This window comes from Tahibacter soli (genome assembly GCF_025717065.2).
Taxonomy (GTDB): Bacteria; Pseudomonadota; Gammaproteobacteria; order Xanthomonadales; family Rhodanobacteraceae; genus Tahibacter; species Tahibacter soli.
In genome coordinates this window covers 479,911-504,964 of record NZ_JAOVZO020000003.1, presented here as the reverse complement: position 1 = coordinate 504,964, position 25,054 = coordinate 479,911, and the positions used below count along the sequence as shown (strand labels likewise).

Sequence of the window (25,054 nt, the reverse complement as noted above, 5' to 3'; positions counted from 1 at the left end):
CGCGGCCATCTGCGAGACTCGCACGCATGCCCGTCGACCTGCCGATCCACGCCGCCCCGCTGCCGTACGAAGCACGGCTCGCCGCACGTCCCGCCGCCGCCGTCGACCTCCTGGTCATCCATTGCACCGAGCTGCCCGACCTCGCCACCGCGCGCGAGTACGGCGAGCGCGTGCTGTACGAATCGGGCGGCGGCAACAGCGGCCACTACTACATCGATCGCGACGGCGCGCTGTATCGCTACGTCGCGCCGACGCGCATCGCGCATCACACGCGCGGCTACAACGAACGCTCGATCGGCGTCGAACTCGTCAACCGCGGCCGCTGGCCCGACTGGTTCGACTCGCGCCGGCAGGCGATGACCGAGCCGTACACCGAGGCGCAGATCGGCGCGCTGCTCGCGCTGATCGGACAGCTGCGCCGCGACCTGCCGAACCTGCGCTACGTCGCCGGCCACGAAGATCTCGACACCGCCGACGTGCCGGCGAGCGACGACGCCGCCGTGACGGTCAGGCGCAAGCGCGATCCGGGTCCGCTCTTTCCGTGGCCGCGCCTGGCACCGAGCGGACTCGAACGCCTGAGCCCCGTGCCGTGACGACGATCCTGCGCTGGTGCGCGCTGGCGCTCGCCGCGAGCCTCCTCGCCGCGTGCGGACGCAAGGCGGTCAAGTTCGAAGGCTATACGCCGGCGCAGGAGGCGACGGCGAACGAAGTGCTGTTCCGCGCGATCAGCCTCGTCGGCACGCCGTACCGCTACGGCGGCAACACGCCGCAGACCGGCTTCGACTGCAGCGGCCTGATCGGCTACATCTTCGCCGACGTCGCCGGCGTCAAGCTGCCGCGCAGTGCCGAGGCGATCAGCGAACTCAAGGCGCCCAAGATCAGCCGCGGCAAGCTGATGCCGGGCGATCTCGTGTTCTTCCGCGACGGCGGCAGCGTCAGCCACGTCGGCATCTACATCGGCGAAGGGCGATTCGTGCATGCGCCGAACAGCGGCGGCACGGTGCGGCTCGATGCGCTGGACGGGGATTACTGGCGCCAGCACTACGACGGGGCGAAACGACTTTTTCGTTGAAAGTCGCGACATGCTTTCAAAGCCCTCTCCCCCAAGCTCGCTTGGGGGAGAGGGTTGGCCGCTCGTGCGCATCCTGCGCCCGCGGCATTAGTACATCCATGTACGTCAGGTGAGGGGGTGACGCCAGGCACTTCCTCGAACTCGACGAAATGCGCAGCGCTCTCCCCCTCACCCCGGCCCTCTCCCCCGCAAGCCTGCGGGGGAGAGGGAGCGTCAGCTTTCAGCGCGACGTCAAACCTTCAACCGCTTCGTCCACTCGCCGAGCGCGACCATCGCCTTGTGCACGATTTCGCGCGTCTTGGCGTCGGTCAGCTTGCCGTCGGCGTCGAACTTGTCCTGCGCGCCGGCCACCATGACCTCGGGCTTGTTCAGCACGTGCATGTCGAGGAACACCGCGACCTGGCGCAGGTGATACTGCATGCGCGCGGTGCCGAGCGCGCTGATGCTTGCGCCCATGATCGCCAGCGGCTTGTCGCGGAACGGACTTTCCTGCGGCGGACGCGACGCCCAGTCGATCGCGTTCTTCAAATGTCCCGGAATGGAATAGTTATACTCCGGAGAAACGATCAGCAGCGCGTCGGCCTCGCGGATCTGCGCCTTGAGCTTTTTCACCGATTCGGGCGGATTGCCCTCGACGTCGGTGTCGTACGCCGGAATGCCGGCGATGTCGGCCGTCGTCAGGGTCATGCCTTCGGGCAGTTCCTCGCCGGCCGCCTTGAGCAGCATGCGGTTGTACGAACCCTTGCGCAGACTGCCGCAGATGCCGAGTACGCGGATCGTGCTCATGCGATTTCTCCCGTCAATGCCCTGCGCCGCCGTCGCCATGCGCGTGACCGTGAGCGAGCTCGCTCTCGTCCGGATCGCGCACCGACACCACCTCGACGTCGAACTTCAGCGTCTGGCCCGCGAGCGGATGGTTGAGATCCACGTCGATCGCGGTCATGCCGACCTTCAGCACGGTCACGACGCGCTGGCCGCCCTGCTTCAACGCCAGCACCGTCACGTCGCCGGCCTTGAGCTTCGCGCCGTTCTGGAAGTACTTCTTCGGCACGCGCTGCTTCGCGTCGTCGTTGCGCGGACCGTAGGCCTCGTCCGGCGCCGCGACCACTTCGAACTTGTCGCCGGCGGTCTTGCCGACGAGCGCCTTGTCCATGGCCGGGATGATGTTGCCGTGGCCGAGCAGCACCGACAGCGGCACGCCGCGCGTCTGCGAGGAGTCGACCACTTCGCCGCTCTCGTCGGTAAGCGAATAGTGGAAGCTGACGATCTTGTCTTTCTCGGCGATCATGGACGTTGCCTTCAATTCGGGGCGCGAATGTTAGCGGCCCCGGCCCGCCGCGTCATCCGACGCGCCGGGCGGGCTCAGCCCGCCGGCCTGATCGGCCCGACCATGACGTAGTCGACCTGCGGGTCGTCGCCGATCAGGAACGTGCATTCGCCGACCTCGCGAAAGCCCTGCGCCCGGTAGAACGCGATCGCGCGCGGCGATTCCTTCCACACCGTGAGCCACCACGCGCCGGCGCCCTGGCCGGCCGCGAGGTCGCGTACCGCGCCGAGCAGGCGCGCGGCGAGGCCCGTGCCGTGGTGCTCGGGCAAGAGGTAAATGCGCGACAGCTGCACGGCGCCGGAAACGTCGAGCGGCACCGGCGGGTCGGTCGCGAAATCGACCTGCGCGTAGCCGGCCCAGGCGCCGTCGGCTTCCGCGACGAGCGTGCGCCGCTGCGGCCGCGCGAGCTCGGCGGCCTGCAGATCGGTGCGGTAGCTGCGATCCAGGTGCGCGGCGATGTTTTCCGGCGTCGCCGAATCGCGGTAGGCGGCAAGAAAACAGGCGCGCATCAGCGTCGACAGGCGCTGCGCCTCGTCTTCGCGCGCCGCGCGGATGGTGTAGCGCGCGGCCGCGTCGCGGCGCTCGGACGTATCGTTATCGCTCATGGTCGGCCAGGTTCGGTGCGCAGGGGATCGCAGCCTGGACGTTACAACGCAACGAGGCACCGCTTACGGACGCGCGGCCTCGATTTTTTCGAGCCTGCGGCGCATGCGAACGCGCAGCGCGTCGCGTTTGCGCGCCAGGGCGGTGCCGCGCTCGTGCCGCGCGGCAGCGTCGGTCGCCTGAGCGTACGCGCGCCGGAACGCGCAGAAATCGTCGTACGCCTGCAGCACGTGCTTGAGCCGCCGCAGCAACAGTTCGAGCATGATCGCATCGTCGAGCAGGCCGATCACCTCGACGTGGTCGGGAATCATGTCCTCGGGATCGGCGAAGTAGACGAGCGTGCGCAGCACCTCGCCGCGCTCGGCGGACGGCAGGCCCCACTCCTCGTCCTCGAGCATCAGGATCATGCGCTGCACGGCCGTCAGGCGCACGCGCACGTAGCTCGGCGCGCCGCCGATCGGCAGCGCGTTGAGCGCGTCCTTGGCCGTTTCGACGATGTCGCATTCGTCCATCGTGTGCGCCAGGCGTTCGGCGCGCGCGAGCGCTTCGTGGAAACGGGCGATGTCGGTCGGTTCGAGTTCGAAAGTGATGCGCATGATGTCCCCGGCGCGCGAGGCTACGCGGCACGTTGCGCCGCGTCAAAGGCCGGGGGTCGGAGCGGCCATCGGCCCGTCGGGCGCGGCGACGGCGCATAATCGCCGCGCGTTTCGACATCGCCGGGGCCGCCATGATCCGCACTGCCGCAGCTATCGCCCTCCTCCTTGCCGGTATCGCCGCGAACGCGGCCGAGCTGCCGGCGTGGCTCGCCGGCCACTGGAAGACCTCGAACGGCAAAACCACGACCGAGGAAATCTGGCTCGCGCCGGCCGACGGGCTCATGGTCGGCGCCGGCCGCACGGTCGGCGGCAGGAAGCCGTTCTTCGAATTCCTGCGCATCGAGGCGCGCGGCGACGCGCTGGTGTTCGTCGCGCAGCCGCGCGGCGCGGCGCCGACCGAGTTCGCCGCGATCAAGGTCGAGGCCGACAGTGTCACGTTCGAAAACCCGCAGCACGACTTTCCGCAGCGCGTGATCTATCGCCGCGCCGGCGCCGATCGTCTCGACGCGCGCACCGAAGGCACCGTCGACGGCAAGCTCCAGGGCGAGGACTGGCACTACGAGCGCGCGAAATAGCGCGGCCGTTCTACGGCAGGCAAGCCTTGGCGGTCGCCGCCAGATCGGCCTGATGCCCGTCGAGCGACGCCTGCGCCTGCAGCGCTTCGCCGCCCTTGGGCGAGGCCACCGACAACCGCAGCCGCTTCGCCTCGGGCTTGCCCATCGCCGCGACGATCGTCGCGAGCGGCGTCGCCTTGTGCGCGCGCTCCGAGCGCGACAGCAAAAAACCGTCGCCGTCGACGCCGTACCAGCCGCCGATCGAACCCGACGCCTGCACCGCGTCGCCGCGCGTATCGACGCCCCAGCGCGCGACGTCGTTCGATTCGCCGATGCCGTCCGGGCCTTCGAAGTCGGGCAGCGGAAACGTCTTGATCGCATCGGGCGACGACAGGATCAGCGCGAGGCTCAGCGCGCCGTTCTTCGCGCCGTGGCACACGAGTTCGAACTGGGCCGGCGCGCCGACCTCGTCGCTGCCGACGCGCGCGGTTGCCGGAATGCGCAGCTTCTTCAGTTCCGGCTCCGCCGCGACGGCCGCGGCGCATGCGGCGACGAGCCCTGCAAAAACCAGCATTCTGCACAATGCGTTCATCGCCCGCTCCGGTGGTCCGATCGCGTCATCGTCGCACGTCCGCGACTTTCCGCACAGGCGGCGGCGGCGTCGCGACTCGCAGACTCGGCCCTCCATCCGCGCCGAGAACCGTCATGACCCGAGCCGACTGGCAACGCGACGCCGAACGCATCGAAACCCTCATCCCGGCGATCTACGCCTGCATCTCCGGCGCGGCCGGCGCGCCGCGCGACTGGGAGCGCTTCCGCTTCCTGCACTGGCCCGGCGCGCGCAGCCTGCGCACCGTCGTGCACGAAGACGGCCGCATCGAGGCGCAGGTGTTCGACAACGACACCTACATCGAGAACGTCGCGCCGTTCTTCGCCGCGAACGATTTCCACGAGATCGAAACGGCGCAGCGCGTCGAGCGCTTCGGCCAGGTCGCGCACGTGTGGAGCCGCTACGAGGCGCGCACGTCGCCCGACTCGCCGCACGTGATCAAGCGCGGCGCGAACTCGATACAGCTGTTCCACGACGGCGCGCGCTGGTGGGTCTTCAGCACGATCTGGGATAACGAACGCGAAGGTCTGACGTTCGATCTCTTCTAGCGCAACGCCGAGCGCAGCGCCGCCGCCAGTTCGCGCGGCTCGCTGCGCGCGATGCGCACCGCCGGCGTCGCGTGCCACTGCGCGCATTCGGCGATCGCGGTCGCGACGGCGCCGACGAGCGCGTCGTCGACGCGCACGCCGTCTTCGAGAAAGATCGCCTTCAACTCGAACACCGCGTCCTTGCGATGCGCCTTCGCGTCGAGCCGGCCGACGAGCCGGCCGCGATCCAGGATCGGCAGCACGAAATAGCCGTAGCGCCGTTTCGGTTCCGGCGTGTAGCACTCGATGCGGTAGTCGAAATCGAAGAACGCGAGCGCGCGGTCGCGATCCCACACCACCGGATCGAACGGCGACAGCAGCGTCGTGTGCGTCGCGCGCAGGCGCCCGTCGGCCGCGCGCTGCGCGGTTTCGCGGTTCGCCCGATGCACGTAGCCGGGTTTGTCCCAGCCCTCGACCGTCACGCGCTCGAGTTCGCCCGCCTCGACGAGCGGCGCGAGTTCGGCCTCGGCGATCTGCTTGCCGAGCCGGTAGTAGTCGGCGATCCAGCGCGCCGGTGCGACGCCGAGCGCCATCACCGAACGCGCGATCAGCTCGCGCCTGATCGCGCCGGTCGAACGCGCCGGCAGCGCCGCATCGTCGACGCCGGCCGCCGCGAGCACGCGTTCGCGCAGGTCGTACACGCGATGAAACCGCTCGCGCCGCGCGATCATCAGCTCGCCGACGCCGAACAGCGCTTCGAGCCACTTCTTTTCGGCCTTCCAGCCCCACCAGCCGCCGCCGGTCGCGCCTTCGGGGCGCTCGAAGTCGGACGACTTCACCGGCCCCTGCTCGGCGATGCGCGCGAGCAGCGCGTCGGTTTCCTGGCGATGCTCGTCGCGCACGCGCTGCGCGTGGCGCATCGCCCAGTGGCCCGCGCGCGCCGGACGATGGTCGCGATGCAGCGCGTAGTCGCCGATCGGCGCGAAACACGCCTCGTGCGACCACGTCTCGAAGAGTTGACCGCGCGCGAGCGCCTCGTCGAGCCACGCGTTCGGGTAGGCGCCCAGGCGCGAGAACAGCGTCAGATACGGGCTGCGCGCGACGACGTGGATCGTGTCGATCTGCAAGAGCTGCATGCGCGCGATCGCGTCGACGAGCTTGGCGCGCGTCGCGCCGCGCGGTTTCGCGAGCAGACCTTGCGCCGCGAGGTGCACGAGGCGGGCCTGCTTGAGCGACAGCGACAGTTCGGTCATAAGTGCATGCATTGGTGAGGATCGAACCGGAATCGTGCCATGTTCAAGCGCCCATTTTTGTCCTATTTCGTTTGCCTGCTGCTCGCTGCCGCGCCCGCCGCCGCACGCGATGCGCCCGAGCCGTACGTGGTGCAGGGCGGCATCGAACTCACCCGCCTGCTGCCGCCGCCGCCCGCGCCCGACACCCCGGCCGGCAAGGCCGATCTCGACGCGGTGCTCGCAACGCAGCGCGCACGCAGCGCCGCCGAAGCCGCATCGGCGCAGGCCGACGCCGAAGCCACCGTGTTCCGCTTCGCCGATGTGCTGGGCGACGGCTTCGCGGCCGACAGGCTGCCGCTCACCGCGCGCCTGTTCGGCCGGTTGACGAAATCGATCGGTCCGGTCGTCAACCCGGCCAAGGAACACTGGCACCGCGCGCGGCCGTTCGTCGCGTCGAGCGCGGTCGAACCGCTGTCGCGGCCCGACGGCGATACGTATCCGAGCGGCCACGGCACGCTCGCGCGGCTGTACGCGATCGTGCTCGCCGATCTCCTGCCGGGCCGGCGCGACGCGATCTTCGCGCGCGCCGACCGCTTCGCCTGGAACCGCGTCGTCAACGGCGTGCACTACCCGACCGACGTCACGGCCGGCGCGATCGCCGGCACGCTGATCGCACAGCGGCTGCAGGCGGACGCGGCGTTCCGCGCCGATTTCACGGCCGCGCAACGCGAACTGCGCGAGGCCGGGATACACTGACGACGTTTCCACTCGTGGAGAACGCAATGCTCGTCGTGTACCTGTGGGCGAATGCGGTGATCTATGCGGTGTTCGGCGTCATGTCGGCCGTCGCGCCGGCAAAGATCGCGGCATCGCTGGGCTTGTCGGGCGACGCCTCGGGCAAGGTCGAGTTCTTCACGGTCTACGCCGGCCTCGAGCTCGGCGTCGCGGCGTTCTACGCGTGGGCGGCCTATGCGAGCCCGCAGGCGCAGCGCGTCGCGCTGATGTTTTCGCTGTGCCTGTACGCGGGGCTCGTGCTGTTCCGCGCGATCGGCATGGCGATGCACTGGCCGGTCAGCGGCACGATCCTCGGCGTCGCGGCGCTCGAAGCTTTGCTCCTCGCCGGCGCGGTGGCGTTGACGCTGTCGTCGCGGCCGTAGCGCACTCGCGAAAAGCCGGGCACGAGGCGATCGTTCGCGCATCCCCCTCACCCCGGCCCTCTCCCCCAAGCAAGCTTGGGAGAGAGGGAGCAAAGCACCGACGCCGCTGCTTGAGCCCTCTCCCCCAACCGCGTTGGGGGAGAGGGCTGGGTGAGGGGGCGACGTCGAGATCTTCGTTGCGGGCGAGGCAACTTCTATCGCCTCAGTTCCCGCTCGACCCGTTGTTGAAACTCACCGCCCCGCACAGCGGCACGTAGGTGCCGCTGCACGAATGCTGGTCGCCGGCATCGGCGAACCAGCTGATGTTGACCACGACCGGATTCGTCAACGCCGTGCCCGCGCCCGGCTGCGTGTAGTCGTCGCCGTCATGGATCAGCAGTTCGTTGATCGCATCGACGAACGGCACCAGCTCGAGCGGAAAATACGGTCCGGTCGACTGGAACGACGACTTGATCCAGTCGACGTCCCACCAGCCGTGCGGCACCACGTCGTTGACGTTGAAGTAGCGGTTCGTCGTCATCGCATAGTCGCTTTCGAGCCAGCCGGCGAACACCGCGTTGCCGGCGGTCGGTCCCGCGTACGTCACCGGCCAGAACATCGGCGCCGACGAAAACTGCTGCTGCAGCCACGGCGCGAGCACCGTCGCGAGCGCGCCGCCGAGGCTGTGGCCGACGACCGCCGTGATCTGCGTCGGCGCGTTCGCCGCGAAAAACTGCTGCAGCGTCTGGTTGAGCGAGGTGTCGACGAGGCCGATCAGGCTCGCAAGGCCGTCGTTCGAACCGTTCGAGATCTTCGCGCCGTCCGGCGCTCCGCCGTAGGTCCAGTCGGTCATCTTGAACACGCGCAGGTCCTGCTTGAACCAGTCGTCCCAGAACGCCTCGCTGTGCGGATCGGTGATCGAGCCGCGGATCGCGATCGCGTACTGGCCGGTCGACGCGTCCTGCGCGACGTACACCTGGTTCGCCGAATCCGCCGCGTACCACGCGAGCGACCAGGCGCCGCCGGTCGACAGCGACGCGTCGGCGAGCAGGTTCGCGATCGTTTCGCGATCGGCCGCGTAGGCCATCGACGCGAGCGTGACGCCGACCGCGGCGACGGCATCGCCGCCCGGAGTGAAGACGAGAGTCATCGTGAGCTTCCTTTGTTGACGTGGGGAAGCCGCCGCCCCGCGTACGGCAGCCGCGCGACTATAGCAGCGCCGCATTGTTCCTTTGTGAGACGCCATGGGCCGCGTGAAGACCGCGGAATACGGGTTTGAGGGGCGGCGTGCGACAATAGACCCCATTCCTTCCGAGCCTGCCCATGAACGACGAAACCGAAAACCCCGCGCCGGCTCAACCGACCTTCCGCGAAATGGCGCTGCCCGAGGCGCTGATCCGCGCGCTCGACGACGTCGGCTACGAGTCGCCGTCGCCGATCCAGGCCGCCACGATCCCGCCGCTGCTCGCCGGCCGCGACGTGCTCGGCCAGGCCCAGACCGGCACCGGCAAGACCGCCGCGTTCGCGCTGCCCGTGCTCGCCCGGCTCGATCCGAACAAGCGCCTGCCGCAGGCGCTGGTGCTGGCGCCGACCCGCGAACTCGCCATCCAGGTGGCCGAAGCGTTCACGAAGTACGCCGTGCACCTGCCGAACTTCACGATCCTGCCGATCTACGGCGGCCAGGGCTACGGCCCGCAGCTGCATGCGCTCAAGCGCGGCGTGCAGGTGATCGTCGGCACGCCGGGCCGCGTGATCGACCACTTGAACCGCGGCACGCTCGACCTGTCCGAGCTCGCCGTGCTCGTGCTCGACGAAGCCGACGAGATGCTGCGCATGGGATTTGTGGACGACGTCGAGGCCGTGCTCGAAAAGACGCCGCCGACGCGCCAGGTCGCGCTGTTCTCCGCGACGATGCCGGCGCCGATCCGCCGCATCGCGCAGAACCACCTCAAAGACCCCGCCGAAGTCACGATCAAGGGCAAGACGCAGACCGCCGCGAACATCCGCCAGCGCTACTGGGGCGTCAGCGGCGTGCACAAGCTCGACGCGCTGACGCGCATCCTCGAAGCCGAGACCTTCGACGCGATGATCGTATTCGCGCGTACCAAGCAGGCCACCGAAGAACTCGCCGAAAAGCTCGCCGCGAGGGGTTTCGGCCGCCGCGATCAACGGCGACATTCCGCAGCAGCAGCGCGAGCGCACGATCGCGCGCCTCAAGGACGGCCAGGTCGACATCCTCGTGGCGACCGACGTCGCCGCGCGCGGCCTCGACGTCGAGCGCATCAGCCACGTGCTCAACTACGACATCCCGTACGACACCGAGGCCTACGTGCACCGCATCGGCCGCACCGGCCGCGCGGGTCGCAGCGGCGAGGCGATCCTGTTCGTGTCGCCGCGCGAACGCGGCATGCTGCGCGCGATCGAGCGCGCGACGCGCCAGCCGATCGAGCAGATGACGCTGCCGACCGTCGAGGCGGTGAACGACCAGCGCATCGCGAAGTTCAAGCAGCGCATCTCCGACGCGCGCGCCGGCGGCGGCCTGGAGTTCTTCCAGCAGCTGATCGAACAGTACGAGCAGGACCACGACGTGCCGGCGCTCGAAATCGCCGCCGCGCTCGCGAAGCTCGCGCAGGGCGACGTGCCGCTCCTGCTCGAGCCGGAAAAGAAATTCGAGCGCAACGAACGCGAAAAGTGGAGCGAGCGGCGCGAGCGCGACGACCGCCCGCGTGCGCCGCGCGACGACCGCCGCCCCGACCGCCAGCGCGACGGCTCGAACGCCGCGACGCCGCGCCCGACCTGGCAGCCGCAAGTGCAAGCGCCGGCACGCGCCGAACCGGCACCCGCGCCGCAGCACCACGAGCCGCGTCACGAGCCGCGCGCCGAAGCGCCGCGCGAACCGGCGCATCGCATCGAGCGCCTCGACGTGCCCGCGCCCGCACAGCGCGAAGCGCCGCCGCGCGAACGCGCGCCGCGTCCGGAACGCGCCGAGCGACCGGAGCGTTCCGATCGTCCGGAGCGCCCGCGCCGGCAGGAACAGGGCATGGAGACGTTCCGCATCGAAGTCGGCCATGCGCACGGCGTGAAGCCGGCGAACATCGTCGGCGCGATCGCGAACGAAGCCGGGCTCGACAGCGCGAACATCGGCCGCATCGACATCCGCGACGACCACAGCATGATCGACCTGCCCCAGGGCATGCCGGGCGACGTGTTCAAGCACCTCAAGAAGGTGTGGGTGTCGGGCCAGCAGCTGCGCATCACGCGCGCCGGCGAGGAACCCGACGCGCAGCACCGCGACAAGTTCGTGCCGCGCTTCAAGCCGCAGGGCGACCGGCCGCGTCCGTCGGGCGATCGGCCGCGTCCGCAAGGCGATCGGCCGCGCCCACAGGGCGGCCGCAAGCCGCCGCCGAAGCAGCGCTGACCGTCCGGGCAACCTGCCCGACACGCTCGCGCACCGTTGCACGGTGAGCGAGCGACGCGGTATGACCGCGCACGACACGCGGGCGCCGAAAACCAGGCGCAGCGGGCGTTTGCGGACGGTCGCGCCGACGGCGCCGCGTTCTGGCATGTCCCCTGCGTCATGACCGATACCGACTCCGACGAGAGGTACCGCCATGCGCACCCGACCGACAACGCTACGCAACGTCATCATCGCAATCGCTTTCGCCGCGGCGGCCGGCGGCGCGCTCGCGCAGGCGGCCACGCCGCCGCCGGCGAAGCTCGATCCGCCGGTCGAGCCCGACGCGTTCGTCTCGCTCGCGCAGCTCGACCGCAACCAGGACGGCTTCGTCGACAAGAGCGAAATCCCGCAGGGCCACGAACTGCAGGGCAAGTTCGCGCGATTCGACCAGAACAGCGACGGCAAGCTCTCGGGCGACGAGTTCAAGAAGTACACCGACGAGAAACGCTGAGCGAGTAGACTTTGACCCGCTGCCGCGGCGCGCCGGCGCCGCGGCCCCTCGCCCGCTGGCGCGGGCGCGCAACGTGGAGACCGCCATGAAAGCCCATTGGGATTTTTTCAAGGAATCGGACACGTCGTTCGGCATGTTCTATCCGCGCCACTACATCGTGGCCGGCTTCGACAATCTCGATCACGCCGAAGCGACCGAAGCCGCGCTGGTCGAACACGGCATCGCGCCGGACGAAGTGCGCGCGGCCTCCGGCAGCTTCGTGGTCAACCGGCTCGAGTCGGTCGACGACGCGGGCCTGTTCGAACGCTTCAAGATGCACCTCGCCAAGTCGATCGGCACCGAAGCGGGCTACATCGACGACGACCTCAAGCTCGCGCGGCGCGGCGGCGCGTTCCTGTTCGCGCACGCGCCGACCGACGACGACTGCCAGCGCATCATGGCGGTGATCAAGCGCCACCATCCGATCTTCGCGCGGCGCTACCTGCCGCTGGCGATCGAGCGGTTGATCTATCCGGCGCAGACGATGATCTGACGCGATCGATACCGTTTTACTCGTCATGCGCGCAGCGCTGGCGATCGAATTTTCCGACGACACAACGAAGAGTTCGGCGTCGCCCCCTCACCCAACCCTCTCCCGCAAGCGAGCTTGGAGGAGAGGGCTCAAGCGGCGCGACGTCCGAATCCTCGGCTCCTTCTCCCCCAACCGCGTTGGGAGAAGGTTGGGTTGAGGGGGCGGCGCGCACGATCGCGTCGAGTTCTGGTTTTCGTCCGCGTTTGACACTCGTCCGTTTGAACCCCGAGCATCCCCCGCGCATCCCTGCATCGGACCAATCCGGGGAACGTCGCGCATGCACCGCCTCATCCTGATCGTCGGCCTCGTCTGCGCCGCGCTGTTCGGCGGCCTCTTCGCGCTGTCGTACGCGAACCCGCTCGCGATCGAACGCGGCGCGCGCGACATCGTGCGGCTCGAAATCGAACGCCGTGTCGGGCAGAAGATCGACGCACTGACGAACTCGCGCATCGGGGCATTCGCCGAACGCGCGCTCGCGAAAACCGACGTCGACGTCGACGAGGCGCGCCGCGCGCTGCGCGACGAGGTGCCCGCGAAAATCGCCGGCATCGTCGCCAACATGCTCGACCCGGACTGCGCATGCCGCAAGCGCATCGCCGACTACCTGCGCGCGTCCGCGAACGAACACCTCGCCTCGCTCCTGCAAGTGCGCACACGGCTCGCAAGCCTGCTCGAATCGACGTATGCGCACGTGTCGGCGAGCCTCATGCGCGAATTCCGCATCTTCACCGGCACGAACGCCGTCGCGTTCGCGCTGCTCGCCCTGACGGCGGTCGCGCGGCGCCGTGCGGCGTTGCAGACGGTATTGCCGGCGATCGCGATCGTCGGCGCCGTCGTCATCGTCGGCTCGCTGTATCTGTTCAAGCAGAACTGGCTGCACACGATCGTCTTCAACGACTTCCTCGGCTTCGCGTACGCGGCGTGGCTCGCGATCGTCGCGCTGCTGTTCGCCGACATTCTGATGAACCGGGCGCGCGTGACGACGCGGATCGTCAATGCGGCGCTGGATGCCGCGGGGTGGGCGGTCGTCGCGTAGCTTCTTTCTGCCCGGCTGTTTTGCCTGTTTTTTTGCCCGTCATCCCAGCGAAAGCTGGGATCCACCTTTTCGGCTTCAGTAAACACCGAACGCTGGAAGCTGAATTACTCACCGCTTCCGCGGTTCGGCCTCCGGCCCATTCGCTACGCGAATGTTCGCTTCGCATCCATGCCTACGCAGTCCGGCCTCCGACGGAATGACGAGCGAGGGCAAAGGCTGGATCCCAGCTTGCGCTGGGATGACGGCTTCGTAGACGGCGCGACGTCTTCATCGACTCGACGTCTTGATCGACGCAATGTCTTCGTCCGGACACCCCGTCGCTCCCGAAACGTGCCGTCTCCGCCTCCCCCAAACGTGGCGAAACGTCGCAACGCATCGACATCGTCTTCACGCGGTGCTAATTGTACGAGTGCGCACTTTCCCGACGGGCCGCGCGGTCCGCCGGCCGCACTCGAATACCCGCCCGGAGGCGCCCGCCGATGATCTCCGACACGCTCGTCGATCTGTCCCGCCTGCAGTTCGCCGTCACCGTGCTGTACCACTTCCTGTTCGTGCCGCTGACGCTCGGCCTTTCGTTCCTGCTCGCGATCATGGAATCGGTCTACGTCATGACCGGCAACCCCATCTACCGCGAGATGACGAAGTTCTGGGGCAAGCTGTTCGGCATCAACTTCGCGCTCGGCGTCGCCACCGGCATCACGATGGAATTCCAGTTCGGCACGAACTGGTCGTACTACTCGCAATACGTCGGCGACATCTTCGGCACGCCGCTCGCGATCGAAGGCCTCATGGCCTTCTTCCTCGAATCGACGTTCGTCGGCCTCTTCTTCTTCGGCTGGGATCGACTGTCCAAGGTCAAGCACCTGATGGTCACCTGGCTCGTCGCGCTCGGATCGAACTTTTCCGCATTGTGGATACTCGTCGCGAACGGCTGGATGCAGTATCCGGTCGGCGCGGAGTTCAACCACGAAACGCTGCGCATGGAACTGACGAGCTTCGCCGAAGTGTTCTTCAGCCCCGTCGCGCAGGTGAAGTTCGTGCACACGGTGTCGGCGGGCTACGTCACCGGCTCGTGCTTCGTGCTCGGCATCAGTGCGTGGTACCTGCTCAGGAAGCGCCACGTCGCGTTCGCGCAGCGCTCGTTCGCGATCGCCGCGGCGTTCGGCCTCGCCTCCACCTTGTCGGTCATCACGCTCGGCGACGAAAGCGGCTACGAACTCGGCCACGTGCAGAAGGTGAAGCTCGCCGCGATCGAGGCAATGTGGGAAACGCATCCGCCGCCGGCGCCGTTCACGCTCGTCGGTGCGATCGACCAGGACAACATGCGCACCACCCACGCGATCGAAATCCCGTGGATGATGGGCCTCATCGCCACGCGCTCGCTCGACGAGAAGGTGACGGGCCTCAAAGACCTGTCGAACGAACACGAAACGCGCATCCGCGGCGGCATGAAGGCCTACGCCGCCTTGCAACACCTGCGCGCGAACCCGGCCGACGCGGCCGCGAAGGAAGCGTTCAAGGCCGTGCAGGACGATCTCGGCTACGGCCTCCTGCTCAAGCGCCACGCGCCGAACGTCGTCGACGCGACCGAGGAACAAATCCAGAAAGCGGTAAAAGACGCCATTCCGCCCGTCGCCCCGCTGTTCTGGGCGTTCCGCATCATGGTCGGCTGCGGCGTGCTGATGCTCGTCGGATTCGTCATCGCGCTGGTGTCGGCGTCGCGCCGCGCGATCATGCGCCAGCGCTGGGTGCTCAAGCTCGCGGTGCTGATGACGCCGCTGCCGTGGATCGCCTCGGAAATGGGCTGGCTCGTCGCCGAACTCGGGCGCCAGCCGTGGACCGTCGCCGAAGTGCTGCCGACGTGGATGAGCGTGTCGTCGCTGACGGTCGGCGATCTGATCTTCAGTCTCACCGGCTTCGTGCTGCTGTACACCGCGCTGCTCGTCGTCGAGATGTACCTGATGGTGAAGTTCGCGCGCAAAGGCCCGGACGAAGCGCCGGCCGGCCACACCGCCCCCGCCGCGGCGTATTGAGGACACCGCCATGACCGAACTCTTCGCGTACCTCATGAGCTACGACACGCTGCGCGTGATCTGGTGGCTGTTTCTCGGTGTGCTGCTGATCGGCTTCGCCGTGATGGACGGCTTCGACCTCGGCGTCGGCACCTTGCTGCCGTTCATCGCGCACGACGACGACGAGCGCCGCGTCGCGATCAACGCGGTCGGCCCGACCTGGGAAGGCAACCAGGTGTGGTTCATCCTCGGCGGCGGCGCGATCTTCGCGGCGTTTCCACTCGTGTATTCCGCCGCGTTTTCCGGATTTTTCGTCGCGCTGATCCTCGTGCTGTTCGCGCTGATCCTGCGCCCGGTCGGCTTCGACTACCGCAGCAAGCTACCCGATCCGCGCTGGCGCGGCACGTGGGACTGGTGCCTCTTCATCGCCGGCTTCGTACCGTCGCTGGTGTTCGGCGTCGCGTTCGGCAATCTGCTGCAGGGCGTGCCGCTGCACTACGCCGACGACCTGCGCGTGCACTACGACGGCGGCTTCTTCGGGCTGCTCAATCCCTTCGGCCTGCTGTGCGGCGTCGTGAGCCTTGCCATGCTCGTGATGCACGGCGCGACGTTCCTGCAATTGAAGACCGTCGGCGTCGTGCGCGACCGCGCGCGGCGCTGGCTCGGCATCGCGGCGCTCGTCTACGCCGTCGCGTTCGCGCTCGCCGGCGTGTGGCTCGCCTTCGGCATCGACGGCTATCGCATCACGCAGTTCGCCGGCCCCGAAGGCGCGTCGAACCCGCTCGCGAAAACCGCCGTGCGCGAAGCCGGCGCGTGGTTCACGAACTACCGCGCGATGCCGCTGTTGTGGGTCATTCCCGCGCTCGGCTTCGCCGGTGCGTTCCTCGGCTGGCGCTGGGCCGACAAGCGCCCCGGCCGCGCGTTCATCGCGACGGCCACGTCGGTCGCGATGACGATCGCCACGGCCGGCGTCGCGATGTTCCCGTTCCTGATGCCGTCGAGCTTCAACCCGAGCCACAGCCTCACCGTGTGGGACGCGACGTCGAGCCAGCTCACGCTGCGCTGGATGTTCTGGATGACCGTGATCTTCCTGCCGCTGATCATCGCGTACACGAGCTGGGTGTTCCGCGTGATGCGCGGGCCGGTCACGATCGAAGACGTGCGCGGTTCGCATACCCATTACTGAGGAGTCGCGACGATGTGGTATTTCGCGTGGATACTGGGCGTGCTGATGGCGTCGTTCGCGGCGATCATCAATGCGATGTGGCTGGAGTTCCAGGGTTATCCGGCCGACGAAGAAACGCCGCCGAAGTGACCGATCGCACTACCCGGCGCGGCGCGCGATGAGCGCCGCCGCCGACCGCGACGCCGCCGCCGCGCGCTGGCTGCGCCGCCATCTTCATGCCGTGCGCGAGTGGTCGTGGCTCGCGATCGTCGCGGGCGTCACCGCCTCGCTGTCGTATGCGGCGTTCGCGTACCTCGTCGCGCAAGCGGCGCAGGCATGGATTGCCGGCAACGACATCGCCGCATCGACGCCATGGCTCGCCCTCGCCGCCGTGCTCGCACGCGGCGCGTGCCATGCGACGCGCGACTGGGCCGGCGCGCGCGCCGCGATCGTCGTGCGCGCGAACGCCCGCGCCGAAGTGCTCGACGCGCTCGAACGCCTCGGCCCGCTGCGCGCGCGGCTCGGCGACGACGGCGCACTCGCGACGCTCGCGATCGAACAGGTCGACGCGCTCGATGGCTACGTCGCGCGCTACGCGCCGCAACGCATCGTGGCCGTCGTCGTGCCGCTCGCGATCGTCGCGCTCGTGCTGCCGCACAGCTGGCTCGCCGCGTTGCTGCTGACGCTCACCGCGCCGCTGATTCCGCTGTTCATGACGCTCGTGGGCTACGGCGCCGCCGCCGCGAGCCGCGAACAGGCCGACGCGCTCGCGCGGCTCGGCGGACGCTTTCTCGACCTCGTGCGCGGCCTGCCGACACTGCGCCTGCTCGCGGCGGCCGACGTCGGCGTGCAGCGCCTCGCCGACGGCGCGAACGAATACCGCAGCCGCATGCTGCGCGTGCTGCGGCTCGCGTTCCTGTCGTCGTCGGTGCTCGAATTCTTCGCGTCGGCGGCGATCGCGATGGTCGCGCTGTACCTCGGCCTCGCGCTGCTCGGGCGGTTCGACACGGGCCACTACGGCGCGATCGACCTGCGCAGCGCATTGTTCATTTTGCTGCTCGCGCCGGAGTTCTACGCGCCGCTGCGACAACTCGGCGCCGACTACCACGCGCGCGCCGACGCCGTGGCCGCCGCCGACGCGATCGGCGCGGCGCTCGCCGCGGCGCCGCCAAGGCCGCAAGGCGCGGCAACGGCGACGCCGCGCGACGACGCACCGGCGATCGAATTCGACAACGTCACGCTGAGGCACGCCGACGGCCGCGTCGCGCTCGACGGCGTGAGCTTCCGCATCACGCGCGGCGAACGCGTGGCGCTGCGCGGCGCGAGCGGCGCGGGCAAGAGCTCGGTCCTCGCGCTGCTCGCGGGCTTTGCGAGGCCGACGTCGGGCACGGTGCGCATCGACGGCGTCGACCTCGCGCAGCTCGACCGCGCGGCGTGGTGGCGGCGGCTCGGGTGGCTCGACCAGCGGCCGGAATGGTTCCGGCGGTCGATCCGCGAAAACGTGCTGCTCGGCGCCGACGTCGATGCGTCGCGCTTCGAGACGGCGATCGAACGCGCGGGACTGGCGGAAGTGATCGCCGCATTGCCACGCGGCGCCGACGGCGTGATCGGCGAAGCGGACGGCTCGCTGTCGGGCGGGCAACTGCAACGCGTGGCGCTCGCAAGAGCGCTGGTGCGCGATGCCGATGTATGGCTGCTCGATGAGCCGACGGCGCATCTGGATGCGGAGACGGCGGAGACGCTCGTTGCGACGCTGGGTGCTTGCTCGTCACCCCGGCCGCAACGAAGACTTCGACGCCGCCCCCTCACCCAACCCTCTCCCCCAAGCGAGCTTGGGGGAGAGGGCTTGAGCGACGCAACGCCGAAACCCTCGACGCCTTCTCCCCCAACCACGTTGGGGGAGAAGGCTGGAATGAGAGGGCGGCGCGCAGGATCGCGTCGAGTCTCGGTTCTCGCCGCAGAGGGGCCGTACGACGCAACGCAGAAACCCTCGACTCCTTCTCCCCCAACCGCGTTGGGGGAGAAGGCCGGAATGAGGGGGCAACGCGCGAGGTCGCGTCGAGTCTCGGTTCTCGCCTCAGAGGGGCCGTACGACGCAACGCCGAAACCCTCGACTCCTTCTCCCCCAACCGCGTCGGGGGAGAAGGCCGGAATGAGGGGGCAACGCGCGAGGTCGCGTCGAGTCTCGGTTTTCGCCTCAGAGGGGCCGTACGACGCAACGCAGAAACCCTCGACTCCTTCTCCCCCAACCGCGTTGGGGGAGAAGGCTGGGATGAGGGGGCGACGCACGGGATCGCGTCGAGTCTCGGTTTTCGCCGCATCCAAAATCATCCGCGTTCACCGCAAGCAAGTCGCAGCTCGCCAAGCCAATCAGCCCCCGGCATCCGCCGAGATGACAACTCACGGCATCACCGTCCTCCTAGCCACCCACGCCGAAACCCCAGCCTGGATCGACCGCGAACTCGTCCTGGTCCAAGGCCGCCTCACCGAGCCGCGCGAGCGCCACAACCCATGACGCTCCGCCTCGCCCCGCTGATCCACCGCCACGCCCGCATGCTCGCCCTCGCGGCGCTACTCACCGCCCTGGGCCTAGGCGCCAGCTGGGCCCTGATCGCCTACTCCGGCGCCTTCATCACGTCCACCGCCATCGCGGGAATCGCCGGCACCGCCGCCACCTTCGAAATCTTCCGCCCCGGCGCGATCATCCGCGCGTTCGCGCTGGTGCGCATCGTCGCGCGCTACGGCGAACGCCTCGTCGCGCACGACGCCGTGCTGCGCATCGCCGCCGACGTGCGCGTGGCCGTGTACCGACGACTCACCGCCCTCGCCCCCGAACCCCTCGCCCGCTGGCGCGACGGCGACCTGCTGCAACGCATCGTGCGCGACGTCGACACGCTCAACGAATCGCCGCTGCGCGCCGGCCTGCCGCTGGTCGGCAGCGCGGTCGTCGCCACGGGCGCGATCACGGTCGCCGCCATCGCCGGCGGCGGCTACGCGACGCTCGTCGCCCCGCCGCTGATCGCCGCCGCGGTGCTCGCGCCGATGCTCACGGCGAGGCGCGCCGCCGCCGACAGCACCGCGCTGCTCGCCGCGGCGGCACAACGCCGCGACGGCTTGGTCGATGCACTGCGCGGCCTCACGACGCTGTCGCTGACCGGCGCGTGGCCGCGCTGGCGCGAGGACTGGCAACGGCAGGACCGCGCCGTGGTCGACGCCGAATTCCGCCAGCGCCTGCGCGAATCGTTCGGCCAGGCGATCGTCGTCGCACTGGTCGGCATGTCGGCGTGGGCGGCGCTGACATTCGGCGGCGCCGACATACCGCCGATGTGGCGCGTGGCGGTCGTCCTCGGCGCGCTCGCAACACTCGAAGCCCTCGCGCCAGCAACGGGCGCATGGATCGCTTGGCACCGCGCGAAAGCCGCGGGCAACCGATTGCAGACGCTGCTCGACACGCCGCCGGCGGTGACGTTCCCGGCCACGGCGACGAAACCGCTACCAGAACCGCGCGGCGAAATCCGGCTGAAAGGCGTGACGTTCTCGTACCCGGGCCGAGGCGTGGTGATCGACAACCTCACCGTGACAATCGCGCCGGGCAGCCGCGTGACGATCACGGGGCGATCAGGCATCGGCAAAAGCACGCTGGCGTCGCTGCTGGTGCGAGAGCGCGACCCGGACGAAGGGACGATCGAACTCGACGGCATGGACCTGCGCGACTACCCGGAAGCGGAACTGCGCAAGCGCATCGCGTACCTGCCGCAAAGACCGCATTTGTTCGCGGCGACGCTACGGGAGAACCTCAAGCTTGGCGATCCGGAGGCGGACGATGAGAGGTTGCGGGCGGTGCTGGCAGCTGTGGCGTTGGATGAGTGGTTTGAAAGGCTGCCGGAGGGGTTTGAGACGGTGATTGGGGAGTATGGCTTGGGACTTTCCGGGGGGAGGCGCGGAGGGTGGCGTTGGCGAGGACGTTATTGCGTCCACCGTCAGTTTGCATTCTCGACGAACCGCTAGCCGGCTTGGATGATGTAACACGGAACTTTGTGACGTACGGAGTAGAGGCGTGGGTCAGGACAGCAATCGTCTTTAGTCATTTATCCATCGACGGTTTTTCCAGCCACGAAACAATTGGCGTATGGTAAAAATTCAATATCGAACGCGCAGTTTTTCAACAATGACTCATCCCTCGCTCAAAAACGGCGCGTGCGACCCTAGAACCCAAGACCAACAGCCGTGAATTTCTTCGCCAGCAGATGAGGATAGAATCGAAATGACCACTGCCTCTCTCACCTCAGAAAAACCCATTGGGAGCGATCCTCGAAAGGAGCTACTCGTAGCGATCGACGCAATAGCAAAGCGTAGCGGCATAACTCGCGACCGCGCCATTGCTGCTTGGTACGCCACAGCCTTACTGGGAATAGACGAAGACGAAGCTATTGACGCTGCGTCAGTCGATGGCCCCGAAGACGGCGGATGTGATTTCATCCACGTCGATGACGACCAAGAGATCATATATGTTTTGCAGGGATACGTATCTGATCGAGCGGAAAGAAGCGCTGGCATTAAGAAATGGAATGCTCTTATTGCCGCCGTAGCGAATGTTAAGGACCCAATATCCTTCAAACACGCGGGCCGAACCGATATCTACGAACGGCTCGTAGAGGTGACACCCAGCGGTTACTCGTTGGTTTTTGGCTTGGTTACACTTGCGGCTAGGTCAGATCAAATTGCGCGGCAACGGGAAGCAACAGTTCGATCGAAAACCTACGGCTCCGAATCAACGTTCTTCTACGAAACACAAGAATCGCTTTATGACAAGTTTCTTATTGCTCGAGCCGCAGATCGAAATGTCCCGGAAGACCAAATTTCGTTCAGCGGAGCTGTCGCAGAAGTCAAAGGCAGCTTTGGCCAAGCTATTGTCGGCGCTGTTTCAGCGTTTGAACTAGCCCGACTGCACAGCACGTATCAGAACCGTCTTTTTGAGGGCAACGTTCGACTTTTTATTGGACAACGAAAGGGCGGCATTAACGAAAAAATAGTTGAAACTGCTCAAGCGAGGCCTGGTGACTTTTGGGCGCTCAACAACGGCATAACAATCGTAGCCGATAGCTTTGAGTGGGTATCCGACACGACCTACCTCATCCGTCGCTTTTCGGTCGTAAATGGCTGTCAAACCACAGTAAGTCTTTCACGTGCAATTGACGCAATGAAGGATGCCGGGCTAGCTCAAGTGCTCGTTCGCGTCGTAGGCGCCAAGAAGGCACTACTAACCGACATAGTCAGATTCAACAATACGCAGAACCCAGTGAAACTATCTGCAGTTAGACTGCTCGACCCCATTCAAGAAGGCCTAAGAAGTGCATTCTCCGCAATTGGATATTCTTACGCTCCAAAACAAGAGGGCGCCAAAGTTCTTAAGAACCCAAAGAGAATCGATCTAGACAGAATTACTCAATATCTCGCAGCCATGTCAGAAGACACAGTTCTTGAAGCTGTCGCCAAGAAAGCCGAGCTCTTCGATCGATCATACAAGACGATCTTCCCACGCGGCCTGAAGCCCGAAAGAGTGCTGCTTGCTTGGCTGCTGGCGCAGGAAGTTGAACTAGAACGCGCCGCCCTTCTTGAAGCATGTGATGCCACTATTGATCCGACCATGAAAGCCATACTGGGAATTCACGGAACACCCTGGGGCATCTTTGTCGCCAATACCATTGTTGAACAATCCGGCTCAGACCTTAGCAAGCTGAATCTGAAACGGATGGACGGGGAGGAATTTAGAAACTCCATTGTCAAATATGCAAAAAAAGCGATGGAACTATATTCCGAAATAGCCGTAAATATCGTAACTACAGATGACGCAGCAGCGAGCCCGAGAAATGTCCTTCGTGCGAAGCCATTCCTTGACAAGCTCAAAAGAATTTTAGCCCTGCGCATGACAAAGGTTTCAACGTGGAAGCTCGCAAAGCTGCAAACCGTTGGAGTGTCTTGACTCATTCTTTATCAGATGGCGAGTGTCTCTAGAATTATTTGGCATACCTCCTGGACATACCGAACTTCAACACAGGGTGAGAGCGAAACAGTTCTCATGCCGCAATAGAAATTGCTCGCTGCGGTCGTCCCAGGCTAGCACCGTGCTCGGCCTGTCAAGGACTGCGCAAGTTCGCTACGCGAATCCTTGACAGGCCTCCGCTCGGTGCTCTGAAAGGTCGCCCACAGCGACCAATCGCTCGAAAGCTTCAGATCAATAGCTGAAAGCAAAAAGCGCCGCTTGGGTAAGCGCGAACGGCGCGGCAGCAACCACGCCGTTCGCTAATCACAACCCACTTACTCCACAGGTGGATTATGACCAAGCGCAAGCTTACGGCACCCGCCGCCGCACCGAAGCACATTCACGTCAGTACGCTCTGCTACCCCGCCCTCGACCGCGCGTTGTACGCCCCGCCGCGTCTCGTTCCGTATATCCGCCTGCGCGGCCTCTGGCTGTCCGCGGCCGGCTTCTCGCCGCACGACCGCCTCGCCGTTCGCGTCGAGTCGGGCCGCATCGTCCTGACCCGCGCCTAGCCGCCGTACCGCCGGCCGCCTCGCGCGGCCGGCGTCTTTTCGGCGCATCGATGCCTTCGATCGCAGGCGACGAGCGAACGATCGTGTCGCACGTCGCGTTGGCAGCTATCGCGCCCCGCGCATCGGTCTCCGACCCGTTCGGCACGGACAGGACAAGCGAACGGTTCGAGACCGATGCCCACCGCACAGCCTCTGCCGCCATCCGTCGATCCAAGGCTTCCGCCCCCGTACGATGTCCTGCCGCTACCCGGCCAACCTTTTCGCGTCGCCCGGCAAGCCTTTTCGCGTCGAAAAACAGCGTTGACCGACCAGCAGTCATCGCTGCGTGATTTTCACTTTCCATTGCGTGGCGCATCACCCGGCCGTGAGCGCGGCGCGGCGGCGCGCGAGCGGTCGGCAATGGCGCGTGAGTGAAAACTTCCCGACGCCCGGCAAAAATCACCCGACGCGTCATGCAGCATCTGGCGGCGGTCGACCGGCGATTACCCGCGCGTGACTGATTGTCAGCCGAGGGTGCGTGATCGACTGCTCGACGATCGCTGATTTTCACTCAACGGAATGTGATAGCCGCTCAACGCAAGGTTTTGGCGGCGAAACACGCCGAGATACGGCGACGTTTGGTGTTGCGGCGTGCGGAAGACGCACGCGCAGGCAGCCCCGCGAACGGGGCTGCCGGTGCGGTGGCGCTAGACGCGCGTGATGACGATCTTGCCGGGCGTGACGACGACGTCGAGCGTGTCGGCGGGCGAGAAGCCGGCGGCGGCGAGCCAGTGGCCGCGCAGGCGGATGTAGGGCACGTAGCGGGCGTCGGCGTAGGGCTTGTGGGCGAGCGGCGGGTAGTACAGCGCCGAGACGTGCAGGCTCATGCGTATGGGATGGGCTGCGGTAGGCTTGGGCTTGGCCATGATCCACTTCCTTTCAGTGGGTTTTGGTTAGCGAACGGCGCGGGTGGTGCCGCGCCGTTCGCGCTTGCCCGAGCGATCACCGCTTCTTGCTTTGTAGCTTTCGGCGATTGGTCGCTGCGGGCGACCTTTCAGAGCCCCGCGCGCAGGTTCGTCAAGGATTCGCGCAGCGAACTTGCGCAGTCCTTGACGAACCGAGCACGGGGCTACACTGCGACGACCGCAGCGAACAACGGTATTGACCGACACGCTGCGAGCTTTGGCTTCGTACGAGGCATAGAAGCTGGATACCGGCCTCCGCCGGTATGACGGCTCTGTCGACAGGCCACGCAACAGCTCGTCATTCCAGCGAAAGCTGGAATCCAGCTTTTAGGCGTCGAAAACAAGGGCTGGATCCCAGCTTTCGCTGGGATGACGAGCGAGAGCGCAGCAGGGCAAAGGCGACAGCAGGGACTCGCGCAGCGAAGGGGTACGCCGTTCTTGACCAACGGGAGGGCGTGCGAATGCCTGCCCCACCCCGCTGACAGTCTCCCCCAGCAAATTCCGATAGGCACCATTGCCGACCGGCCGCGATGGCGGCGAACGACCGGCAACGGCGATGCCGCGCGGGACGGCATCAGACGACAACTCCTGGGGGGATGACTCATGAACCTGCAACGCTACCTCCGCGCGATCGCTTGGATCGCCGCGGTATTTCTGTTCGCGCCGGGCAATGCAGCGGCGCAGTGCGAGGCCAACGCGTGGGGCTACTGCGCCGACTGCACGAGCGGCACGCCATGCTGCGGCTACGGCCCGTGCAACGTGTTCTGCGGCAATTGCGACGGCGGCTGCCGCCGGCCGCCCTCCGGCGGCAATGGCGACCCGAGCTGCGGCACGCTCACCGGCAACGCGCTGACCGAAGCGCTGCGCGCGACGAGCGCCGCGCCGCCCGCACAGTCCGAGGCGGAGGCGTGGCGCGCGAAGTTCGACACGATCGACAAGAACCACAACGGCACGGTCTCGCTCGCCGAAACGCAGGCGTGGGCGAAGACGGCGAAGAAAGGCATGACGCAGAAGCAGGTCCGCGAAGGCTTCAAGAAGGCCGACACGAACGGCAACGGCAAGATCGAACCGGGCGAGGTCGACCGCAGCCTCGCCGACGCGCCGAAGGCAACGGCGCAGCGCTGACGTATCGCCCGTGCTACGTCAACAAGGCCCCGCTACGGCGGGGCTTTGCTTTGCCGGGTTCCGAGCACCCGATCAGCGCCC

Annotated in this window: 25 protein-coding genes and 1 pseudogene; 18 read left to right on the top strand and 8 right to left on the bottom strand. The window is 66.9% G+C overall.

Going from position 1 to position 25,054, the window contains the following annotated elements; genetic code table 11:
* The first annotated feature begins 26 nt into the window (after positions 1-26).
* Together OD750_RS04720 and OD750_RS04715 are read left to right on the top strand one after the other, a co-directional pair.
* Positions 27-593, top strand: a complete 567-nt coding sequence (locus OD750_RS04720) for an N-acetylmuramoyl-L-alanine amidase (protein WP_263543115.1) — start codon at positions 27-29, stop codon at positions 591-593.
* Entirely contained in the window at positions 590-1,072 is a 483-nt protein-coding gene (locus OD750_RS04715; protein WP_263543114.1) for a C40 family peptidase, read from the top strand. The genes OD750_RS04720 and OD750_RS04715 overlap by 4 nt, the downstream gene beginning before the upstream one ends.
* A 231-nt stretch (positions 1,073-1,303) precedes the next feature.
* Here OD750_RS04715 and OD750_RS04710 read toward each other — a convergent pair whose 3' ends face one another.
* The 4 genes from OD750_RS04710 to OD750_RS04695 all read right to left on the bottom strand — a co-directional run bounded on the left by OD750_RS04710 (position 1,304) and on the right by OD750_RS04695 (position 3,598).
* Entirely contained in the window at positions 1,304-1,858 is a 555-nt protein-coding gene (locus OD750_RS04710) for an NADPH-dependent FMN reductase (protein ID WP_263543113.1), read from the bottom strand.
* Positions 1,859-1,871: 13 nt separating this feature from the next.
* Positions 1,872-2,360 carry an FKBP-type peptidyl-prolyl cis-trans isomerase gene (locus tag OD750_RS04705; RefSeq protein ID WP_263543112.1) on the bottom strand — a complete coding sequence of 163 codons (489 nt, stop codon included), beginning with the start codon at positions 2,358-2,360 and terminating at the stop codon, positions 1,872-1,874.
* 74 nt (positions 2,361-2,434) lie between these two features.
* The gene (locus OD750_RS04700) at positions 2,435-3,004 is read right to left on the bottom strand and encodes a GNAT family N-acetyltransferase (protein WP_263543111.1); all 570 of its coding nucleotides are present in this window, start codon (positions 3,002-3,004) and stop codon (positions 2,435-2,437) included.
* A gap of 63 nt (positions 3,005-3,067) precedes the next feature.
* Complete coding sequence (locus tag OD750_RS04695) at positions 3,068-3,598, bottom strand: YkvA family protein (protein WP_263543110.1); 531 nt, start codon at positions 3,596-3,598, stop codon at positions 3,068-3,070.
* Between the two features lie 131 nt (positions 3,599-3,729).
* Here OD750_RS04695 and OD750_RS04690 point away from each other — a divergent pair, with 131 nt between their 5' ends.
* Entirely contained in the window at positions 3,730-4,173 is a 444-nt protein-coding gene (locus OD750_RS04690) for a DUF6265 family protein (protein WP_263543109.1), read from the top strand.
* Between the two features lie 10 nt (positions 4,174-4,183).
* Here OD750_RS04690 and OD750_RS04685 read toward each other — a convergent pair whose 3' ends face one another.
* Positions 4,184-4,744, bottom strand: coding sequence for a hypothetical protein (locus OD750_RS04685; protein WP_263543108.1), 561 nt, complete (start codon positions 4,742-4,744; stop codon positions 4,184-4,186).
* Between the two features lie 113 nt (positions 4,745-4,857).
* Here OD750_RS04685 and OD750_RS04680 point away from each other — a divergent pair, with 113 nt between their 5' ends.
* The gene (locus OD750_RS04680) at positions 4,858-5,310 is read left to right on the top strand and encodes a hypothetical protein (RefSeq protein WP_263543107.1); all 453 of its coding nucleotides are present in this window, start codon (positions 4,858-4,860) and stop codon (positions 5,308-5,310) included.
* On the opposite strand, the gene OD750_RS04675 is transcribed toward OD750_RS04680, so the two are convergent.
* Entirely contained in the window at positions 5,307-6,542 is a 1,236-nt protein-coding gene (locus OD750_RS04675) for a winged helix-turn-helix domain-containing protein (protein ID WP_263543106.1), read from the bottom strand. The genes OD750_RS04680 and OD750_RS04675 overlap by 4 nt on opposite strands.
* Positions 6,543-6,581: 39 nt before the next feature.
* Here OD750_RS04675 and OD750_RS04670 point away from each other — a divergent pair, with 39 nt between their 5' ends.
* Positions 6,582-7,277, top strand: a complete 696-nt coding sequence (locus tag OD750_RS04670; RefSeq protein WP_263543105.1) for a phosphatase PAP2 family protein — start codon at positions 6,582-6,584, stop codon at positions 7,275-7,277.
* A gap of 26 nt (positions 7,278-7,303) precedes the next feature.
* A complete protein-coding gene (locus OD750_RS04665; RefSeq protein ID WP_263543104.1) occupies positions 7,304-7,678 on the top strand; it encodes a hypothetical protein in 375 nt (124 codons plus the stop codon).
* A 202-nt stretch (positions 7,679-7,880) separates the two neighbouring features.
* On the opposite strand, the gene OD750_RS04660 is transcribed toward OD750_RS04665, so the two are convergent.
* A complete protein-coding gene (locus tag OD750_RS04660; RefSeq protein ID WP_263543103.1) occupies positions 7,881-8,807 on the bottom strand; it encodes a lipase family protein in 927 nt (308 codons plus the stop codon).
* Positions 8,808-8,980: 173 nt separating this feature from the next.
* Between OD750_RS04660 and OD750_RS04655 the strand changes: the two are divergent.
* The 11 genes and pseudogenes from OD750_RS04655 to OD750_RS04605 all read left to right on the top strand — a co-directional run bounded on the left by OD750_RS04655 (position 8,981) and on the right by OD750_RS04605 (position 22,904).
* Positions 8,981-11,075: pseudogene (locus OD750_RS04655) on the top strand (DEAD/DEAH box helicase).
* Positions 11,076-11,268: 193 nt separating this feature from the next.
* Positions 11,269-11,565 (top strand): EF-hand domain-containing protein, encoded by a 297-nt coding sequence (locus OD750_RS04650; protein WP_263543102.1) that lies wholly within the window; start codon positions 11,269-11,271, stop codon positions 11,563-11,565.
* Positions 11,566-11,650: 85 nt separating this feature from the next.
* Positions 11,651-12,097, top strand: coding sequence for a hypothetical protein (locus OD750_RS04645; RefSeq protein WP_263543101.1), 447 nt, complete (start codon positions 11,651-11,653; stop codon positions 12,095-12,097).
* Positions 12,098-12,413: 316 nt separating this feature from the next.
* Positions 12,414-13,172: a hypothetical protein gene (locus OD750_RS04640; protein WP_263543100.1), complete on the top strand. Its 759-nt coding sequence runs from the start codon at positions 12,414-12,416 to the stop codon at positions 13,170-13,172.
* A 479-nt stretch (positions 13,173-13,651) separates the two neighbouring features.
* On the top strand, positions 13,652-15,205 hold the full coding sequence (locus OD750_RS04635) for a cytochrome ubiquinol oxidase subunit I (RefSeq protein WP_263543099.1): 1,554 nt from the start codon (positions 13,652-13,654) through the stop codon (positions 15,203-15,205).
* A 10-nt stretch (positions 15,206-15,215) separates the two neighbouring features.
* Entirely contained in the window at positions 15,216-16,370 is a 1,155-nt protein-coding gene (gene cydB / locus OD750_RS04630; RefSeq protein ID WP_263543098.1) for a cytochrome d ubiquinol oxidase subunit II, read from the top strand.
* Positions 16,371-16,382: 12 nt separating this feature from the next.
* Complete coding sequence (gene cydX, locus OD750_RS04625) at positions 16,383-16,499, top strand: cytochrome bd-I oxidase subunit CydX (RefSeq protein WP_263543097.1); 117 nt, start codon at positions 16,383-16,385, stop codon at positions 16,497-16,499.
* A 28-nt stretch (positions 16,500-16,527) separates the two neighbouring features.
* Positions 16,528-18,864 carry a thiol reductant ABC exporter subunit CydD gene (gene cydD / locus OD750_RS04620; RefSeq protein ID WP_263543096.1) on the top strand — a complete coding sequence of 779 codons (2,337 nt, stop codon included), beginning with the start codon at positions 16,528-16,530 and terminating at the stop codon, positions 18,862-18,864.
* Positions 18,861-20,357 carry a thiol reductant ABC exporter subunit CydC gene (gene cydC / locus OD750_RS04615; RefSeq protein ID WP_272841788.1) on the top strand — a complete coding sequence of 499 codons (1,497 nt, stop codon included), beginning with the start codon at positions 18,861-18,863 and terminating at the stop codon, positions 20,355-20,357. The genes cydD and cydC overlap by 4 nt, the downstream gene beginning before the upstream one ends.
* A gap of 256 nt (positions 20,358-20,613) precedes the next feature.
* Positions 20,614-22,332, top strand: coding sequence for an AIPR family protein (locus OD750_RS04610; protein WP_263543095.1), 1,719 nt, complete (start codon positions 20,614-20,616; stop codon positions 22,330-22,332).
* Positions 22,333-22,685: 353 nt separating this feature from the next.
* Positions 22,686-22,904 carry a SymE family type I addiction module toxin gene (locus OD750_RS04605; RefSeq protein ID WP_263543094.1) on the top strand — a complete coding sequence of 73 codons (219 nt, stop codon included), beginning with the start codon at positions 22,686-22,688 and terminating at the stop codon, positions 22,902-22,904.
* Positions 22,905-23,590: 686 nt separating this feature from the next.
* Here OD750_RS04605 and OD750_RS04600 read toward each other — a convergent pair.
* Positions 23,591-23,809 (bottom strand): SymE family type I addiction module toxin, encoded by a 219-nt coding sequence (locus tag OD750_RS04600; protein ID WP_263545120.1) that lies wholly within the window; start codon positions 23,807-23,809, stop codon positions 23,591-23,593.
* A gap of 642 nt (positions 23,810-24,451) precedes the next feature.
* Between OD750_RS04600 and OD750_RS04595 the strand changes: the two genes are divergently transcribed.
* On the top strand, positions 24,452-24,973 hold the full coding sequence (locus OD750_RS04595; protein ID WP_263545119.1) for an EF-hand domain-containing protein: 522 nt from the start codon (positions 24,452-24,454) through the stop codon (positions 24,971-24,973).
* The last annotated feature ends 81 nt before the right edge of the window (positions 24,974-25,054 follow it).

Excerpts from the sequence above, each read along its gene's own strand:
- OD750_RS04635 (WP_263543099.1), top strand. The coding sequence starts at position 13,652 with ATGATCTCCGACACGCTCGTCGATCTGTCCCGCCTGCAGTTCGCCGTC.
- OD750_RS04665 (WP_263543104.1), top strand. The coding sequence starts at position 7,304 with ATGCTCGTCGTGTACCTGTGGGCGAATGCGGTGATCTATGCGGTGTTC.
- OD750_RS04710 (WP_263543113.1), bottom strand. The coding sequence starts at position 1,858 with ATGAGCACGATCCGCGTACTCGGCATCTGCGGCAGTCTGCGCAAGGGT.
- OD750_RS04690 (WP_263543109.1), top strand. The coding sequence starts at position 3,730 with ATGATCCGCACTGCCGCAGCTATCGCCCTCCTCCTTGCCGGTATCGCC.
- OD750_RS04695 (WP_263543110.1), bottom strand. The coding sequence starts at position 3,598 with ATGCGCATCACTTTCGAACTCGAACCGACCGACATCGCCCGTTTCCAC.
- cydD (WP_263543096.1), top strand. The coding sequence starts at position 16,528 with ATGAGCGCCGCCGCCGACCGCGACGCCGCCGCCGCGCGCTGGCTGCGC.
- OD750_RS04650 (WP_263543102.1), top strand. The coding sequence starts at position 11,269 with ATGCGCACCCGACCGACAACGCTACGCAACGTCATCATCGCAATCGCT.
- OD750_RS04670 (WP_263543105.1), top strand. The coding sequence starts at position 6,582 with ATGTTCAAGCGCCCATTTTTGTCCTATTTCGTTTGCCTGCTGCTCGCT.
- OD750_RS04720 (WP_263543115.1), top strand. The coding sequence starts at position 27 with ATGCCCGTCGACCTGCCGATCCACGCCGCCCCGCTGCCGTACGAAGCA.
- OD750_RS04685 (WP_263543108.1), bottom strand. The coding sequence starts at position 4,744 with ATGAACGCATTGTGCAGAATGCTGGTTTTTGCAGGGCTCGTCGCCGCA.
- cydB (WP_263543098.1), top strand. The coding sequence starts at position 15,216 with ATGACCGAACTCTTCGCGTACCTCATGAGCTACGACACGCTGCGCGTG.
- OD750_RS04680 (WP_263543107.1), top strand. The coding sequence starts at position 4,858 with ATGACCCGAGCCGACTGGCAACGCGACGCCGAACGCATCGAAACCCTC.
- cydX (WP_263543097.1), top strand. The coding sequence starts at position 16,383 with ATGTGGTATTTCGCGTGGATACTGGGCGTGCTGATGGCGTCGTTCGCG.
- OD750_RS04605 (WP_263543094.1), top strand. The coding sequence starts at position 22,686 with ATGACCAAGCGCAAGCTTACGGCACCCGCCGCCGCACCGAAGCACATT.
- cydC (WP_272841788.1), top strand. The coding sequence starts at position 18,861 with ATGACGCTCCGCCTCGCCCCGCTGATCCACCGCCACGCCCGCATGCTC.
- OD750_RS04705 (WP_263543112.1), bottom strand. The coding sequence starts at position 2,360 with ATGATCGCCGAGAAAGACAAGATCGTCAGCTTCCACTATTCGCTTACC.
- OD750_RS04600 (WP_263545120.1), bottom strand. The coding sequence starts at position 23,809 with ATGGCCAAGCCCAAGCCTACCGCAGCCCATCCCATACGCATGAGCCTG.
- OD750_RS04700 (WP_263543111.1), bottom strand. The coding sequence starts at position 3,004 with ATGAGCGATAACGATACGTCCGAGCGCCGCGACGCGGCCGCGCGCTAC.
- OD750_RS04640 (WP_263543100.1), top strand. The coding sequence starts at position 12,414 with ATGCACCGCCTCATCCTGATCGTCGGCCTCGTCTGCGCCGCGCTGTTC.
- OD750_RS04610 (WP_263543095.1), top strand. The coding sequence starts at position 20,614 with ATGACCACTGCCTCTCTCACCTCAGAAAAACCCATTGGGAGCGATCCT.
- OD750_RS04645 (WP_263543101.1), top strand. The coding sequence starts at position 11,651 with ATGAAAGCCCATTGGGATTTTTTCAAGGAATCGGACACGTCGTTCGGC.
- OD750_RS04660 (WP_263543103.1), bottom strand. The coding sequence starts at position 8,807 with ATGACTCTCGTCTTCACTCCGGGCGGCGATGCCGTCGCCGCGGTCGGC.
- OD750_RS04595 (WP_263545119.1), top strand. The coding sequence starts at position 24,452 with ATGAACCTGCAACGCTACCTCCGCGCGATCGCTTGGATCGCCGCGGTA.
- OD750_RS04675 (WP_263543106.1), bottom strand. The coding sequence starts at position 6,542 with ATGACCGAACTGTCGCTGTCGCTCAAGCAGGCCCGCCTCGTGCACCTC.